The organism is Enterobacter sp. LM3 (assembly GCF_046622475.1).
GTDB classification, from domain to species: domain Bacteria; phylum Pseudomonadota; class Gammaproteobacteria; order Enterobacterales; family Enterobacteriaceae; genus Enterobacter; species Enterobacter cloacae_P.
On sequence record NZ_JBJURN010000021.1, the window covers coordinates 1 to 14,855 of the forward strand.

Sequence of the window (14,855 nt, forward strand, 5' to 3'; positions counted from 1 at the left end):
ATATTTTCCGTAAACCAGTCAACCCGGTAAGCGTAGCGTCACCGGGCAGATCAAACGGTTAGTGAATCACCTGTGACAAAAATGCCCGGGTACGTTCGGACTTCGGATGCGCAAAGAATTCATCCGGTGGTGCCTGCTCAACAATCTCTCCACGATCCATAAAGATCACCCGGTCGGCCACAGTTCTGGCAAACCCCATTTCATGTGTTACACACAACATGGTCATCCCGGATTGGGCCAACCCAATCATGGTATCCAGCACCTCTTTCACCATTTCTGGATCCAGCGCGGATGTTGGTTCATCGAACAGCATAATTTTGGGTTTCATGCACAGTGAACGGGCGATAGCCACACGCTGTTGTTGACCACCTGATATCTGCCCAGGGAATTTATTGGCGTGCTCTGCAATACGCACGCGTTCCAGATAGTGCATCGCCAGCGCCTCGGCTTCCTTTTTCGGCATCTTTTGCACCCAAATCGGTGCCAGCGTGCAGTTCTGCAAAACGGTCAGGTGGGGGAACAGATTAAAGTGCTGAAACACCATCCCCACTTCCTGACGCACGCGTTCGATGTTGCGGATGTCTTCATTCAGCTCAATGCCATCAACAACAATGCGACCCTGCTGATGTTCCTCAAGGTGATTAATACAGCGAATGGTCGTTGATTTCCCTGAACCTGAAGGGCCGCAAAGTACGATTCGTTCACCCTGCTTTACCTTAAGATTAATGTCTTTCAGGACGTGAAACTGTCCGTACCATTTATTGACGTTTTCCAGCGTAATCATCGCGTCGGCGGGTGTCATAGTAATCTGGCTCATAATTTCCTCAGTGCGGTGTACGCCCGGTGTTAAAGCGCTTTTCCAGATGCTGGCTATAGCGCGACATGCTAAAACAGAAGATCCAGTAGATCAGAGCAGCAAAGACATATCCCTCGGTGGACATGCCCAGCCAGACAGGGTCAACGGTGGCTTGTTGCACACTGCTGAAGAGATCGAAAAGTCCGATGATGATCACCAGACTGGTATCTTTAAAGAGCGCAATGATCGTGTTGACCAGACCAGGAATAACCAGCTTGAGTGCCTGCGGGAGTATCACCAGCCCCTGCGTTTTCCAGTAACCCAATGCCAGTGATTCCGCTGCTTCGTACTGACCCTTAGGTAATGCCTGCAGACCACCGCGTACTACCTCAGCGACATAGGCCGACTGGAACAGAATTACCCCGACGAGAGCCCGGATCAGTTTGTCGATCGTCGTGCCTTCTGCCATAAACAACGGCAACATCACCGAAGACATAAACAGAACGGTGATAAGCGGCACACCACGCCAGAACTCAATGAAAATGACGGAGAGCACACGTACGACCGGCATTTTTGAACGCCGTCCAAGTGCGAGTAAAATTCCCCACGGCAGTGCGCCGGCTATCCCGACGGAGGCGATGATCAACGTTAGCGTCAGGCCGCCCCACTGGCGAGTTTCAACACGATCCAGCCCCAGAACGCTGCCATACAACAGCACCCATACAATAATGGGATAGGCAACTGCCCAGCAGGCAATGTAGCGGCCACGGTGAGGCAGTTTTTTCCAGAACATCACGGCGATAGAGAGCAAACCGATAACAAGCGCCAGGTTAATCCGCCAGCGTTGTTCGTGCGGGTACAATCCATACATGAACTGGCCAAAACGCTCGTGGATAAATACCCAGCATGCGCCTGCTTTCGTGCAGTCAGCGCGAGTTGAACCCACCCAGTTCGCCTGCAAAAAGACCCAGTTCAGCAATGGTGGGATTAATTCCCACATGAGCCACAGGCAGACAACTGTCAGCAGGCTATTGCTCCAGCTGGAAAACAGGTTCTTACGTGCCCAGAGAATAACGCGCCCACCTGTCGAGCGGGCAGGACGCGAGGAGTGCGACAATATTGCTTTAGTCATCAGAATTCCTTAGCGCTCAACCAGGGCGATACGGCGGTTATAAAGGTTCATCAGCAACGAGATCGCCAGGCTGATGATCAGATAGACAGACATGGTAATGGCGATGGTTTCAATGGCTTGCCCGGTCTGGTTAAGTACGGTTCCGGCGAACAGTGACACCATATCGGGGTAGCCAATGGCTGCTGCCAGGGACGAGTTTTTGACAATATTGAGGTACTGGCTGGTCAGTGGCGGGATGATGACCCGTAAAGCCTGCGGAATAATGACCTGACGAAGCGTCACCGTATTCGGTAATCCCAGAGAGCGTGCAGCTTCATGCTGCCCATATGGCACGGCCTGGATCCCCGCGCGAATGATTTCAGCAATAAATGCAGAGGTATAAATCGAAAGCGCCAGCGTCAGGGATGCCAGTTCAGGGATTAATACCATCCCACCCTGGAAGTTAAAACCACGAAGATGTGGAATATCCCAGTGCAACGCGGCACCAAACAGCCAGTGTGTCAGTAACGGCAGACCGATGATAAGGGCAACCGCAGTTGGCCATGTCTTACGAAGCTGACCCGTTTTGATTTGGTGTTTACGGTTATAGCGGAATAGCCCTGCAGAGCTCACAAGAGCAAGCACAATGGCGGCGATAAAAGCATACAACCCTTCCGCAACCTGTGGTGAGGGAATGTAAAGTCCACGGTTACTCAGGAAAAGCAGACCGAATGCATCGACAGCCTGGCGTGGACCTGGAAGGTTACGCAGTACGGCGAAATACCAGAAAAAGATCTGCAACAGTGGCGGGATATTGCGAAACGTCTCAATATAAATTGTCGACAGTTTTCGCAGCAGCCAGTTTTCTGACAATCTGGCCAGGCCAATAAAGAATCCCAGTATGGAGGCGAAAACAATACAGAGTGCTGAAACCAGCAGCGTATTCAGTAAGCCGACCACAAACACGCGTCCGTACGTATCTCCTTCCTGATAATCAATAAGATGCTGAACAATACCAAAACCCGCGCTGCGATCCAGAAATGCAAAGCCGGAGGTGATACCGCGATTATTCAGGTTGGTAACCGTGTTATGAATTAAATAAACGACGATGACCACAACCGCGATGATAGCAATAATCTGGAATAGCCAGGCGCGGACCGCGGGATGAGAAAAGGATAACGATCCTTTTACGATTGGGCGGTGATGGGACATAAAGAAACCTCGGTAACCATGACTCTGGACTGGGCACTGCGTGCGCAGTGCCCGTTACAGCAAATGCTTAACGAACTGGCGGTGCGTACTGAATGCCGCCGTTATTCCAGAGATTGTTCTGGCCACGTTTGATCTTCAGCGGGCTTTCCGATCCCACATTGCGTTCAAAGATCTCAGAGTAGTTACCAACCTGTTTGATGATGTTGTAGGCCCACTTGTTATCCAGCTTCAGGTCTTTGCCGAAATCACCCTCTTTACCCAGCAAATGTGCCATATCCGGGTTGGAAGGGTTGGCTGCTTTTTCATCAACGTTCTTCGAGTTGATGCCCATCTCTTCTGCGTTCAGCATGGCGAACAATGTCCAGCGAACGATAGAGAACCAGTCTTCATCGCCACGGCGGACAACCGGCCCAAGAGGCTCTTTGGAGATAACTTCAGGCAGGACAATCCACTCCGCAGGGTTGCTGAGCTTAATACGCAAGGCATACAGCTGCGATTGATCGGATGCCAGCGTATCGCAACGACCGGACTCCAGTGCTTTGGCTGATTCGTCAGAACGATCGAAGGTCACTGGGGTGTACTTCATGTTATTCGCTTTGAAATAATCAGCGACATTAAGCTCGGTATCGGTACCAGCCTGAATACAAACGGTCGCACCGTCCAGTTCTTTGGCGCTTTTCAGGCCCGCTTTATTATGGGTAAGGAAACCAATGCCGTCGTAATAGGTGACCCCGGTAAATGACATTCCCATTCCCGCGTCACGGGAGGAGGTCCAGGTGGTATTACGGGAGAGCATATCAACTTCGCCAGACTGAAGCGCTGTGAAACGTTCTTTAGCCGTCAGCGGGGTATATTTGACTTTGCTGTCATCGCCGAAAACGGCAGCGGCTACGCCACGGCAGACATCAACATCAATACCCGTAAATTTGCCGTTCGCATCGGCATAAGAGAAGCCAGGCAAACCGTCACTGATACCGCATTGTACAAACCCTTTCTTTTTCACGGCGTCCAGTGTCGTACCCGCATGGGCCTGACCCGCTACAGCAAACAACACGCCCGCGGCGGCCAGGCTGGCTATCATCGTCTTTTTCATAATGCATCCTGTGTGGCGAAATTTATCGTTATAGAGGCGTTTTAAACGCTTTGACCTGTCTGTGGCATTGGCCAACGTTTATAAAGCAAACGTAATGCCAGGTTTTGCGCTCAACAAAATAAGAGACAAGTGAACGCATAATGCTGAGTGTAGACAGGGTTAAATAAATCGAATGCCCCGAAACGGTGCGAAATTACAACCTGCGCCACAAATCAGAGCAAAAGTTTGGTTATCTGTTAGCTAAAAACATCAGGTAGTTTCTGGCGTGAATATTGGCAGGGTATTAAATGTAATTAATATGATGAAAATCATCACGATGGAATATGAAATTTAAATAGATACACAAAAAAGATGTGACTGGCTTCAGGCTAAAATTAATCTGTAGAGAAATGGTGGGGCTATTTTTTTACTTATCTGAAAATGCTGCACTATTTAAAAGCAAAAAGCGCGGACAGAGCCGCGCTTTCAAAGAGTGATGCCCCTGGGGGTTACTTAGTCAGGGCAACGATACCCAGCGTCAAACCAGCCACTGCAGCAGCACCACCAGCGATAGCACCCGCGGTTTCCCAGTTATCCTGGGTCGTACCCTTCATACAGGTATTGGTATGAACCAGTCGGCCCTGATCGTCGTATACCGGCACACATGGTGAGTCGTGCGCGCACCCAGCAAGCAGCGCAGCGAGTAGTGCAACGGAAATGAATCTTTTCATGATGTTACCTCAGTATTATTTCTCATCCGCTATAAAGCCAGGAGGGCTATTAACGAACTGGAGGCTATTTTACCACTGCGATAAGCCCACGTTGCATGGGGAATAATCTCAAATTATGTTGATTGTAAAAATCGTGGAGAAAAATGACATACCCGGATGGATTAATGGCGAAAGTAGGGTGTTGTAAGGGGGGCATTTTTACTTAATGCAAATAACGCTGTGATTATAAGACACCTAATTCACTGTTTCAGTTAAAAATAAAAAAGGCACCGGGGGTGCCTTTCAGGTATTCATTAATCTTTATGGCCTGTAAACCGTCGCCGGACAACAACGAAGAAAACAGGTACGAAGAAGATAGCCAGGAGCGTTGCAGAAAGCATGCCTCCCATGACCCCTGTCCCGACGGCATTTTGTGCGCCACTCCCGGCTCCACGGCTAATCACCAGTGGCAAAACGCCAAGAATAAAGGCAAGCGAAGTCATCAGGATAGGGCGAAGACGCATCCTTGAGGCTTCCAGCGTTGCCTCAATAATGCCTTTACCCTCTTTCTCCATCAGGTCTTTGGCAAACTCAACGATCAAAATGGCATTTTTGGCCGATAAGCCAATCGTTGTCAGGAGGCCAACCTGGAAGTAAACGTCATTGTTCAACCCGCGCAGAGACGCCGCCAGAAGCGCACCAATGACCCCCAGCGGTACAACCAGCATGACGGAAAAAGGAATGGACCAGCTTTCATAAAGGGCAGCCAGGCACAGGAACACCACAATCAGTGATATGGCGTACAGCGCAGGTGCCTGGTTACCTGAAAGCCGTTCCTGATATGACATTCCCGTCCAGTCATAGCCGATACCGGAAGGCAGTTTCGCTGCGAGGCTCTCCATCATGACCATCGCTTCACCGGTACTTTTACCCGGTGCGGATTCGCCGAGGATCTCCATAGACGGCATCCCGTTGTAGCGTTCCAGACGAGGTGAGCCGTACACCCAGTGAGAACTGCTAAAGGCGGAGAAAGGTACCATCTCGCCATTTGCGCTGCGCACATAGAGGTTGTTGATATCCCCTGGCAGCATGCGGAAATGAGCATCGGCCTGCACGTAAACTTTCTTCACGCGTCCATGATCGATAAAGTCATTTACATAGGTTCCCCCTAAGGCCGTCGAGATCGTCTGATTAACGTCAGAGAGACTGACGCCCAGCGCCTGTGCTTTCTCTTGATCGACATCCAGCTTGAACTGAGGGGTATCTTCCAGTCCGTTAGGACGTACGCGTACCAGCAGGTCTGGGTGCTCTTTAACCATGCCAAGCAGCTTATTACGTGCCTGAGTTAGCTGTGTATGGCCCAGGTTTGCCTGATCAATCAGCTCAAAGTCGAAGCCCGTTGCGGTACCAAGCTCGATGATTGCTGGCAGGTTAAATGGAAATACGAGGCCATCTTTTATCTGACTGAATGCTTTCGTTGCACGGCTAACGATCGCTTCAACGCTATTTTCCGCACCAGGCCGATCTTCCCAGGGTTTCAGGCTCACAAAGGCGATACCGGAGTTCTGACCCTGGCCGCTAAAGCTAAAACCGTTAACGGTAAAGACGGATTCAACATTGGCCTTCTCTTTGTTCAGGTAATAATCATTAACCTGATCGAGCACTTGCTGAGTTCGCGTTTGTGTCGCGCCAGCGGGGAGCTGAACCATCGTCATAAACACCCCCTGATCCTCTTCAGGCAGGAATGAGGTGGGTAAGCGCAGGAACAGTACCGCCATGCCGCCAACGATGATCACATACACCACCAGATAGCGCCCGGTCTTACGTAAAATACCGCTCACGCTGTTGCTGTAATGTTCCACACTCTTATCAAAGAGCGCATTGAACCAGCCAAAGAAGCCACCTTTCTTCTCGTGATGTTCACTGGAGACGGGTTTAAGTAATGTTGCACATAGCGCTGGCGTTAAGATCAGCGCGACCAGCACGGACAGCGCCATTGCCGAAACAATCGTTAGCGAGAACTGACGATAGATGGCCCCCGTCGATCCGCCAAAAAAGGCCATTGGAATAAAGACTGCCGAGAGCACCATCGCAATGCCCACCAGTGCGCCCTGGATCTGCTCCATCGACTTCTGCGTTGCCTCTTTTGGCGGCAGCTTGTCCTCAACCATGACACGTTCGACGTTCTCGACTACCACAATGGCGTCATCGACCAACAGACCTATCGCCAGCACCATCCCAAACATCGTCAGGGTGTTGATGGAGAACCCGAACGCCGCCAGAACCGCGAAGGTACCCAGCAGGACGACCGGAACCGCGATCGTGGGGATGAGCGTCGCCCGCAGGTTTTGCAGGAACAGGTACATGACCAGGAAGACGAGAATAATCGCCTCAAACAGTGTCTTCACCACTTCATGGATAGAGATTTTCACAAAAGGCGTGGTGTCATACGGGTAGACCACCTTTAGCCCTTGCGGGAAGAACTGTTGCAGTTGTGCCAGTTTGCTTTTGATGGCTGCAGCTGTATCCAGCGCGTTTGCACCGGTTGCGAGCTTAATCCCCAGACCGGTTGCCGCCTGTCCGTTGATCCTGGTGACCATATTGTAGTTTTCGCCACCCAGTTCAATGCGCGCCACATCCTTCAGATGAACCATAGAACCGTCCTGGTTCACCTTCAGCGTCACGCGGCCAAACTCTTCCGGTGATTTAAGGCGGGTTTGCGCAATGATGGAGGCGTTCAGTTGCTGGCCCGGAACAGACGGGGTTCCGCCTAACTGGCCCGCTGCAATCTGGTCATTCTGTGTTTTCAACTGGTTGATAACATCCAGCGGCGTCAGCTGGTATTTATTCATCGCATTGCTGTCGAGCCAGATGCGCATCGCGTACTGGGCACCAAACAGCTGAACATCACCTACCCCCGTGGTTCGACTAATCGCATCTTTGACGTTAGAAGCGACATAGTCAGAGATATCATCCTGGGTGAGATTTTTATTGTCTGAAACAAAGCCAGCAACCAGCAGGAAGCTGCTACTGGACTTCTCGACGCCAATCCCTTGTTGCTGTACGTCTTGCGGCAGCAACGGCATGGCGAGCTGAAGTTTGTTCTGAACCTGAACCTGCGCAATGTCCGGGTCTGTTCCTGACTCGAAGGTTAGCGTGATAGTGACGCTACCTGCGGAATCGCTGGTGGAGGACATGTACATCAGGTTATCGATACCGTTCATGTTCTGTTCGATAACCTGGGTCACGGTATCCTGCACCGTCTGGGCGTCAGCACCCGGGTAGGTTGCTGTTATGGCAACGGCGGGTGGTGCAATGGTTGGATACTGTGCAACAGGAAGTTTGAGAATAGCCAGCCCGCCCGCAATCATCAGAATGATGGCGAGTACCCAGGCGAAAACCGGCCTTTGTATAAAGAAATTAGCCATGTTGTCGTCCCTTAACTGGCAGGATTATCAGCGGTGTCGGGTGTGGCGACGACGGTGGTGCCTGGTCTGGCTTTTTGTAAGCCGCTGACAATAACACGATCACCGTTTTTCAGCCCTTCCGTCACCAGCCAGCGATCGCCAATCGCCTGTGGGGCAACGACCGTACGTGACTCAACCTGGTTTTTATCGTTAACAACCAGTACGGTTGCGTCACCACGTGGTGTACGTGTCACCCCTTGCTGTGGAATCAGAATGGCATCCGGCTGCGTACCTTCATCAATGCGCGCGCGGACAAACATGCCCGGTAACAGCAGGTGTTGAGGATTTGGGAAAATGGCGCGTAGGGTAATCGAGCCGGTACTTTCATCGACCGTGACATCTGAGAACTGCAGCGTACCTTTCAGCGGATAAGGTTGACCGTTTTCCATCAGCAATTCGACGCTGCTGGTGGTATCCCCTTTTTGCAGGCTCGTCTGCTTGAGTCGCATAAAATCATTGCTGGACTGTGTGACGTCGACATAAATCGGATCAAGCTGTTGTACCGTTGCCAGTGCGGTCGCCTGCCCGTTGGTGACGAGCGCCCCCTCAGTCACGCTGGATTTACCGATACGGCCATTGATAGGGGACGTGACTTTGGTATAGGCAAGATTGATACGCGCACTTTCGACGCCTGCCTGTGCGGCCACAACGCTGGCATCAGCTTGTTGAGCCGTCGCTACCGCCTGGTCGTACTCCTGTTTACTCACGTACTGCGTGCCGACCAGCGGGAGATAACGTTTCACCGTCAGGTGGGCAATATTCGCTGCCGCCTGTGCTTTTACCAGCTCCCCTTTGGCGTTGTCATACGCCGCCTGATACGTTGCGGGATCAATCTGATAAAGCGAGTCGCCCGCTTGCACATCGCTACCTTCCGTAAAGTTGCGACGCAGGATGATGCCGTTAACCTGGGGACGAACCTCCGCGACGCGGAAAGCGTCCGTTCTGCCAGGAAGTTCAGTTGTCACTGCCAGTGGTGCGCTTTTCACAATATGAACGCTGACCTGAGGCGCTTGCGGATGTTGTGGCTGGTTTTCCTGCCCATCACATCCGGTGAGCAGTGCGGCGCAGACAATAAAACCGGATAAAGGTAAGAGTCTGAAGTGATTCGTCATTACTGTTCCTTTAAATACCCATTAACCGATATTCGTTCGTGGATCGGCGATCGGGGCAGGGGAGACAAAACAAAATGTAGCTGTATATAATAATGAGGGTATTTAGTGTTTTTTAATTTATAAGTGCGAATAAATGGGCGGCGATACAAAAATCAGAATCGGACCCGGTAAATTCAACAGTATGTTTCTGATAAGTTTATCGGATAAATGAGATTTTAAGAGTTTAATGCATCTGCATTGTGAATTTAATTGTCGTTATACATTCATATGAATTATAAATTCATTGAATTGACTTTTTTTGTGCAAAACTAAAATGAATTTTAGGGAATACTTTTGCTTACAAAACCCAGCCTGTATTTTCAAACAATGCATCAACCATGTGAGTAATGAGTAGAGGTCTATGGCACGTAAAAAGAAAGAAGAGGCTCAAAAAACCCGACAGCAACTGCTTGAAGCGGCTATCACGCAGTTTGCCACGCGTGGTGTAGCCAACACGACGCTGACGGATATCGCTGATGCTGCAAAGGTTACACGCGGGGCGGTTTACTGGCATTTCACCAGTAAATCAGAAATATTTAATGCTATCTGGGAGCAGCAATTACCGTTTCGTGAAATTATTCACGACCGGTTATCTCTTTCCGAAAATGATGATCCGTTGTTAGTCATTCGTGAAAAATTCATCACTGCATTGCAATATATTGCGCACGAACCCCGCCAGTGTGCACTTTTACAGATCCTGTATCATAAATGTGAATTTAATAGCGATATGATTTCAGAGTGTGAAATCAGAAGACGTATTGGCTTTAACTATGAATCTCTGCGTGTTTCGCTGGAAAAATGCATTTCGCAGAAACTCATTTCACCACAGGTGAATGTTGAACTGACGTTGATCGTTTTTCATGGTTTTTTTAGCGGAATAATTAAAAACTGGTTAATGAATAAAGACAGTTTTAATCTTTATCAACAAGCTCCTGCGCTGGTTGATAACATTCTGGCGACACTGCATGTTACGCGAGTACCGCCTTATGATGATATTTACGGTTCAGCGTCAGGTAACATTTCTCCGTGCTCGCAAAGTGCTTCAATATCCAGCGCACTAACCGGTTTACCTAACAGATAGCCCTGAAGGGTGTTACAGCCCAGCTCCGTCAAAAACGTTTGCTGCTCTTCAGTTTCCACACCTTCAGCCACGACTTTCAGGTTCAGCGTTTTTGCCAGAGCGACTATTGCCGAAACAATTGTCGCATCATCGCTTTCGCCACTTAACTCTTTCACAAAAGCACGATCGATTTTCAACTCACAGGCAGGTAAGCGTTTGAGATACAACAGGCTCGAATACCCTGTACCAAAGTCATCAATCGACGCTTTCACGCCCGCATCTGTTAGCTCTGTCAGCACCCGAACGCTTTCCTCCGGGTTGCTCATTGCCGTTGTTTCAGTGACTTCAAGGATCAGCATTTCCGGCGGCACGTTGTGACGCGCCAGGCAGCCGAGAACCGTCTTAACCAGCGAAGGTTGTTCAAACTGCAGTGTCGACAGATTCACGGCCATCGACCAGCTCTGATGCCCCTGAAGGTGCCATTCACGCAGCTGACGACAAGCTTCGTTGATCACCCAGTTGCCAATAGGAATGATCAGGCCTGTTTTTTCTGCCAGCGGCAGGAACAGCTCTGGCGTCAGTAACCCCTGCTTTGGGTGTTGCCAGCGCAGCAGCGCCTCAAAACCGAGGATTGGGCCTGCCGGGGCATGGAATTTGGGCTGGTAGAGCAGGCGTAACTCAGCACGCTCGACGGCCAGCCACAGATCGTTCATCAGCTGGAGATGGGACTGCGCCAGGGTGTTCATGGAGGGCTGGAAAAAGTGATAACCGTTACGGCCCATATGCTTCGTGTGGTACATCGCCGCATCCGCGTTAAACATCAGTTCACGATCGGTTTTGCCGTCGTGAGGGTAAAGTGCAATACCAATGCTGAGGGTTACCACCAGTTCATAAGGATCCAGATTAAACGGGTTATCAATGGCACGAACCAGTGAACTTGCCAGAGACGCCGCATCATCCGGGCCTTCCGCCTCGGTCAGCAGGACAAACTCATCCCCCCCGATACGTGCCAGAGTGAACTGGCCTTTCAGGGGGAGCTGCAAACGCTGCGTAACGGCGACCAGCAGCTTATCGCCGACATCATGGCCATAGGCATCATTGATGGCTTTGAAACCGTCGAGATCCATGAACATCAAGGCAAAATGTATCCCTTCGCGGTCCGCTTTGCTGATGGCCTGATCGAGACGGTCTTCCAGCAGGATGCGATTAGGCAGACGCGTCAGCGTGTCGTGCAGCGCCAACTGGGCCAGTTCCCGGTTAGCTTCTGCAAGAGAAGAGGCCAGCAAAGAGGTGCGCGCCTGAAGGCGGGCGTCCAGCATGGATACGAGTAATGTGATCCCCAGAATGGAGAGCGCAACCACGCTCACCAGAACCGCCAGCCAGCTGCCGTTAATCCCGTGGTGGTGTGCCATCGTCGACATCGGAAACTGTGCGGCTTTCATACCGGCATAGTGCATACCGGCGATGGCAATCCCCATCGTGATGGCGGCCCCCAGGCGCATCAGGGCAACCTGTGCGGCTTCGTGACGCAGGCGGAAGGTCAGCCACAATGCGGCGAGTGAAGCGGCAAGCGCGATGACGACCGAAATGGCCACCCATGTTTTATCCCAGATAATACCGGGAGTGATCTCCAGCGCTGCCATGCCGGTGTAATGCATGGCGACAATACCTGCGCCCATCACTAGCGCGCCGGGCAACAGGCGGCGCAAACGTAACTTCTCGCAACTGACGAGCCACAGCGCAAACATTGACGAGCCAATGGCGATGACCATCGAGAGCACCGTCAACGTGGCGTTGTAACTCATGCTCATGGAGAGATCCATCGCCAGCATGCCAATAAAGTGCATAGCCCATACGCCAATGCCCATTGCAATACCGCCACCGGCCAGCCAGATACGGGCTGCGGCTCCCTGGCTTCCGGCGACGCGCGCGGCCATATTTAGCGCGGTATAGGCAGCAAGGATAGCGACAACAAAGGAGGTGAAGACGAGGAATTGGTTGTATTGGCTAACCAGCATGGTCTGTTCTACTCGTTGAGAGGCGTTACGCTAGAGTGGTTCGGAAGGGCTGAGACATTATCACCGTCAGATAACGACTAAAAGTGATTTAAAGCCCTTAATTTTATGTGTGATAACAAAGTTATAGGTGATGTCAGGAGGTTAGTCGAGCTCAGAACAGTTGACGAGTTTGAGTGGATTCACGGAATTCATATTACGACACTTATCGGTTTCGGTGCTCATTAGTTCAATCCATTGCATCAGCAACGCATCGAAAATGAAAACGGAGATAGCAAAGACCACGAGCCACCAGTATTTACGAATCATTGTGTCATTCCGGGAGAAGAGAACCTGTAAGGTGGTGGAAATATACACGAAACGCGGCGGTTTAAAAGCGAGAAAAGAGAAGGTTTACAAAGCGTTGACGGTCGTGAATGCGGGCAATAAAAAAGGCGCTTCCCCATGCCGAAGAGCGCCTTTTTAAACAAGCAATTAGCTAATCGAAATTAGTTCATGCCGTATTTTTTCAGTTTCTTACGCAGAGTACCACGGTTGATACCCATCATCAGCGCAGCGCGGGTTTGGTTACCGCGGGTGTATTGCATCACCATGTCCAACAGTGGCTGTTCAACTTCAGCCAGTACCAGCTCATACAGGTCATTAACATCCTGACCATTCAGTTGAGCAAAATAGTTCTTCAGTGCCTGTTTAACCGAGTCACGCAGGGGCTTTTGAGTTACCTGATCCTGAGAGTTAACGGTGGAAACGGTCAGTACGTCAGAATTTACGCGTTGTTCGAACATAGTTCTGTCAGCTCTTTATTTCATTACGCAAGATTTTCGAAGTATGCCTCCAACGCCTCCAGCTGTTCGCTGGCATCCTCTATGGCGTTGAATGTGCGCCGAAACTGGTCATCTGGAGCGTGCTCCTGGAGATACCAGGAGACGTGTTTACGCGCAATTCGGTACCCTTTTGCCTGACCATAAAAGTCATGCAATTCCCGAACATGCGAACAAAGCAAGCGCTTAACCTCTGCCAGCGGCAGTGGAGCAAGCAGCTCCCCAGTGTCCAGATAATGCTGGATTTCCCGAAAGATCCAGGGTCTTCCCTGAGCGGCACGTCCTATCATCAGAGCATCAGCTCCCGTATAGTCGAGCACAGCTCTGGCTTTAAGCGGGTCAGTAATGTCACCATTCGCGATAATCGGAATGGAAACTTTCTGCTTAACTGCCCGAATGCTGTCGTATTCAGCGTCACCATTGAACAAACAGGCGCGGGTGCGTCCATGAATGGTCAGGGCCTGAATGCCACAGTCTTCGGCCAGTTGGGCAATCTCTACACAGTTACGGTGTTCCGGCGACCAACCCGTGCGAATCTTCAACGTAACAGGGACGTCCACTGCGCTGACAACCGCCGTCAGGATTGACTTCACCTGATCGGGGTATTGCAGAAGGGCTGAACCTGCAAGCTTGCGATTCACTTTCTTGGCCGGGCAACCCATATTGATATCAATAATCTGGGCACCACTTTCCACGTTGATACGCGCGGCATCTGCCATTTCTTCAGGTACGCTTCCGGCAATTTGCACGGTGCGAATACCGGGTTCATCAATGTGCACCATCCGAAGGCGGGACTTATCGCTTTCCCACACCTGCGGGTTAGACGACATCATCTCGGATACGGTTAAACCTGCTCCCATCTCATAGCACAGCGTCCTGAACGGCCGGTCGGTAATACCTGCCATAGGGGCTGCGATCAGGCGATTTCTGAGCTGGTGGTGTCCGATGCGCATGAGTTAAGAAATGACCATACTGTGACTGCAAGGCGGCGTATATTACGCATTTTTTGCACGAGATGAAAGGCCAAACTTTGAACAATCCTCTGTTGTAGATCAAGGAATCGCCGCTCAGCCGTTCTGGTGAGAATTATTCATTATTTAAATCATTATGTTATGTTGATTAGGTTATTTTATGGTCGCTTACAATTTCCCGTAACTTCTCATCATTTCTGAATAAATGAATCACTTGATCGGGATAATCTGCTGTTTTTAGCAGCAGATTATCCCGCATCTTTGCGATCTGCATCGCATTTTAGAACATGATCTCAGTGCGAAAAATGTACGTTATTCAACAATGACGCGGCCATGAAGCGGCTGCACCGGGCGGTTGTTGTCATGCTGCATCGTATGGGTGAATTTCGCCAGTTGCTCCGCAGAGAGGGTCAGGAGCGGGGGAAATATACAGGCAGAGGTGGGCGTGGTCAGATGACCACGCCAGAAG

12 protein-coding genes and 1 pseudogene are annotated in these 14,855 nt (G+C 50.7%); 1 reads left to right on the forward strand and 12 read right to left on the reverse strand.

The annotated features are described in order from the left end of the window. Window positions 1–58: 58 nt before the first annotated feature. From ACJ9N4_RS18295 to ACJ9N4_RS18325, 7 genes are all read right to left on the reverse strand, one after another. Entirely contained in the window at window positions 59–817 is a 759-nt protein-coding gene (locus tag ACJ9N4_RS18295; protein WP_014072042.1) for an amino acid ABC transporter ATP-binding protein, read from the reverse strand. A 7-nt stretch (window positions 818–824) separates the two neighbouring features. Next, window positions 825–1,928, reverse strand: coding sequence for an amino acid ABC transporter permease (locus ACJ9N4_RS18300; protein WP_182272844.1), 1,104 nt, complete (start codon window positions 1,926–1,928; stop codon window positions 825–827). A 9-nt stretch (window positions 1,929–1,937) separates the two neighbouring features. Continuing rightward, window positions 1,938–3,119, reverse strand: a complete 1,182-nt coding sequence (locus ACJ9N4_RS18305; protein WP_411500699.1) for an amino acid ABC transporter permease — start codon at window positions 3,117–3,119, stop codon at window positions 1,938–1,940. A 67-nt stretch (window positions 3,120–3,186) separates the two neighbouring features. Next, complete coding sequence (locus tag ACJ9N4_RS18310; RefSeq protein WP_182272842.1) at window positions 3,187–4,212, reverse strand: amino acid ABC transporter substrate-binding protein; 1,026 nt, start codon at window positions 4,210–4,212, stop codon at window positions 3,187–3,189. A gap of 488 nt (window positions 4,213–4,700) precedes the next feature. Then, window positions 4,701–4,922, reverse strand: a complete 222-nt coding sequence (locus ACJ9N4_RS18315; protein WP_008502867.1) for a lipoprotein — start codon at window positions 4,920–4,922, stop codon at window positions 4,701–4,703. A gap of 293 nt (window positions 4,923–5,215) precedes the next feature. Then, a complete protein-coding gene (locus ACJ9N4_RS18320) occupies window positions 5,216–8,329 on the reverse strand; it encodes an efflux RND transporter permease subunit (protein ID WP_182919036.1) in 3,114 nt (1,037 codons plus the stop codon). A gap of 11 nt (window positions 8,330–8,340) precedes the next feature. Next, a complete protein-coding gene (locus tag ACJ9N4_RS18325; RefSeq protein ID WP_182919035.1) occupies window positions 8,341–9,480 on the reverse strand; it encodes an efflux RND transporter periplasmic adaptor subunit in 1,140 nt (379 codons plus the stop codon). Window positions 9,481–9,880: 400 nt separating this feature from the next. Here ACJ9N4_RS18325 and envR point away from each other — a divergent pair, with 400 nt between their 5' ends. After that, on the forward strand, window positions 9,881–10,600 hold the full coding sequence (gene envR / locus ACJ9N4_RS18330; protein ID WP_182272839.1) for an acrEF/envCD operon transcriptional regulator: 720 nt from the start codon (window positions 9,881–9,883) through the stop codon (window positions 10,598–10,600). On the opposite strand, the gene ACJ9N4_RS18335 is transcribed toward envR, so the two are convergent. The 5 genes and pseudogenes from ACJ9N4_RS18335 to ACJ9N4_RS18355 all read right to left on the reverse strand — a co-directional run. Next, window positions 10,516–12,597 (reverse strand): putative bifunctional diguanylate cyclase/phosphodiesterase, encoded by a 2,082-nt coding sequence (locus ACJ9N4_RS18335; protein WP_411500700.1) that lies wholly within the window; start codon window positions 12,595–12,597, stop codon window positions 10,516–10,518. The two genes, envR and ACJ9N4_RS18335, sit on opposite strands and share 85 nt — an antisense overlap. A 141-nt stretch (window positions 12,598–12,738) precedes the next feature. Then, window positions 12,739–12,903 (reverse strand): DUF2556 family protein, encoded by a 165-nt coding sequence (locus ACJ9N4_RS18340; RefSeq protein WP_114978886.1) that lies wholly within the window; start codon window positions 12,901–12,903, stop codon window positions 12,739–12,741. Between the two features lie 179 nt (window positions 12,904–13,082). Next, the gene (gene fis / locus ACJ9N4_RS18345) at window positions 13,083–13,379 is read right to left on the reverse strand and encodes a DNA-binding transcriptional regulator Fis (protein ID WP_000462905.1); all 297 of its coding nucleotides are present in this window, start codon (window positions 13,377–13,379) and stop codon (window positions 13,083–13,085) included. Between the two features lie 23 nt (window positions 13,380–13,402). After that, window positions 13,403–14,368: a tRNA dihydrouridine synthase DusB gene (gene dusB, locus ACJ9N4_RS18350; protein ID WP_182919033.1), complete on the reverse strand. Its 966-nt coding sequence runs from the start codon at window positions 14,366–14,368 to the stop codon at window positions 13,403–13,405. A gap of 330 nt (window positions 14,369–14,698) precedes the next feature. After that, window positions 14,699–14,854 (reverse strand): annotated as a pseudogene (locus ACJ9N4_RS18355) (carbonic anhydrase); the annotation flags it as partial. Window position 14,855 lies beyond the last annotated feature (1 nt).

Bases quoted from the DNA above. Each gene is read 5' to 3' on its own strand.
- ACJ9N4_RS18295 (WP_014072042.1), bottom strand. From the start codon at position 817: ATGAGCCAGATTACTATGACACCCGCCGACGCGATGATTACGCTGGAA.
- ACJ9N4_RS18300 (WP_182272844.1), bottom strand. From the start codon at position 1,928: ATGACTAAAGCAATATTGTCGCACTCCTCGCGTCCTGCCCGCTCGACA.
- ACJ9N4_RS18305 (WP_411500699.1), bottom strand. From the start codon at position 3,119: ATGTCCCATCACCGCCCAATCGTAAAAGGATCGTTATCCTTTTCTCAT.
- ACJ9N4_RS18310 (WP_182272842.1), bottom strand. From the start codon at position 4,212: ATGAAAAAGACGATGATAGCCAGCCTGGCCGCCGCGGGCGTGTTGTTT.
- ACJ9N4_RS18315 (WP_008502867.1), bottom strand. From the start codon at position 4,922: ATGAAAAGATTCATTTCCGTTGCACTACTCGCTGCGCTGCTTGCTGGG.
- ACJ9N4_RS18320 (WP_182919036.1), bottom strand. From the start codon at position 8,329: ATGGCTAATTTCTTTATACAAAGGCCGGTTTTCGCCTGGGTACTCGCC.
- ACJ9N4_RS18325 (WP_182919035.1), bottom strand. From the start codon at position 9,480: ATGACGAATCACTTCAGACTCTTACCTTTATCCGGTTTTATTGTCTGC.
- envR (WP_182272839.1), top strand. From the start codon at position 9,881: ATGGCACGTAAAAAGAAAGAAGAGGCTCAAAAAACCCGACAGCAACTG.
- ACJ9N4_RS18335 (WP_411500700.1), bottom strand. From the start codon at position 12,597: ATGCTGGTTAGCCAATACAACCAATTCCTCGTCTTCACCTCCTTTGTT.
- ACJ9N4_RS18340 (WP_114978886.1), bottom strand. From the start codon at position 12,903: ATGATTCGTAAATACTGGTGGCTCGTGGTCTTTGCTATCTCCGTTTTC.
- fis (WP_000462905.1), bottom strand. From the start codon at position 13,379: ATGTTCGAACAACGCGTAAATTCTGACGTACTGACCGTTTCCACCGTT.
- dusB (WP_182919033.1), bottom strand. From the start codon at position 14,368: ATGCGCATCGGACACCACCAGCTCAGAAATCGCCTGATCGCAGCCCCT.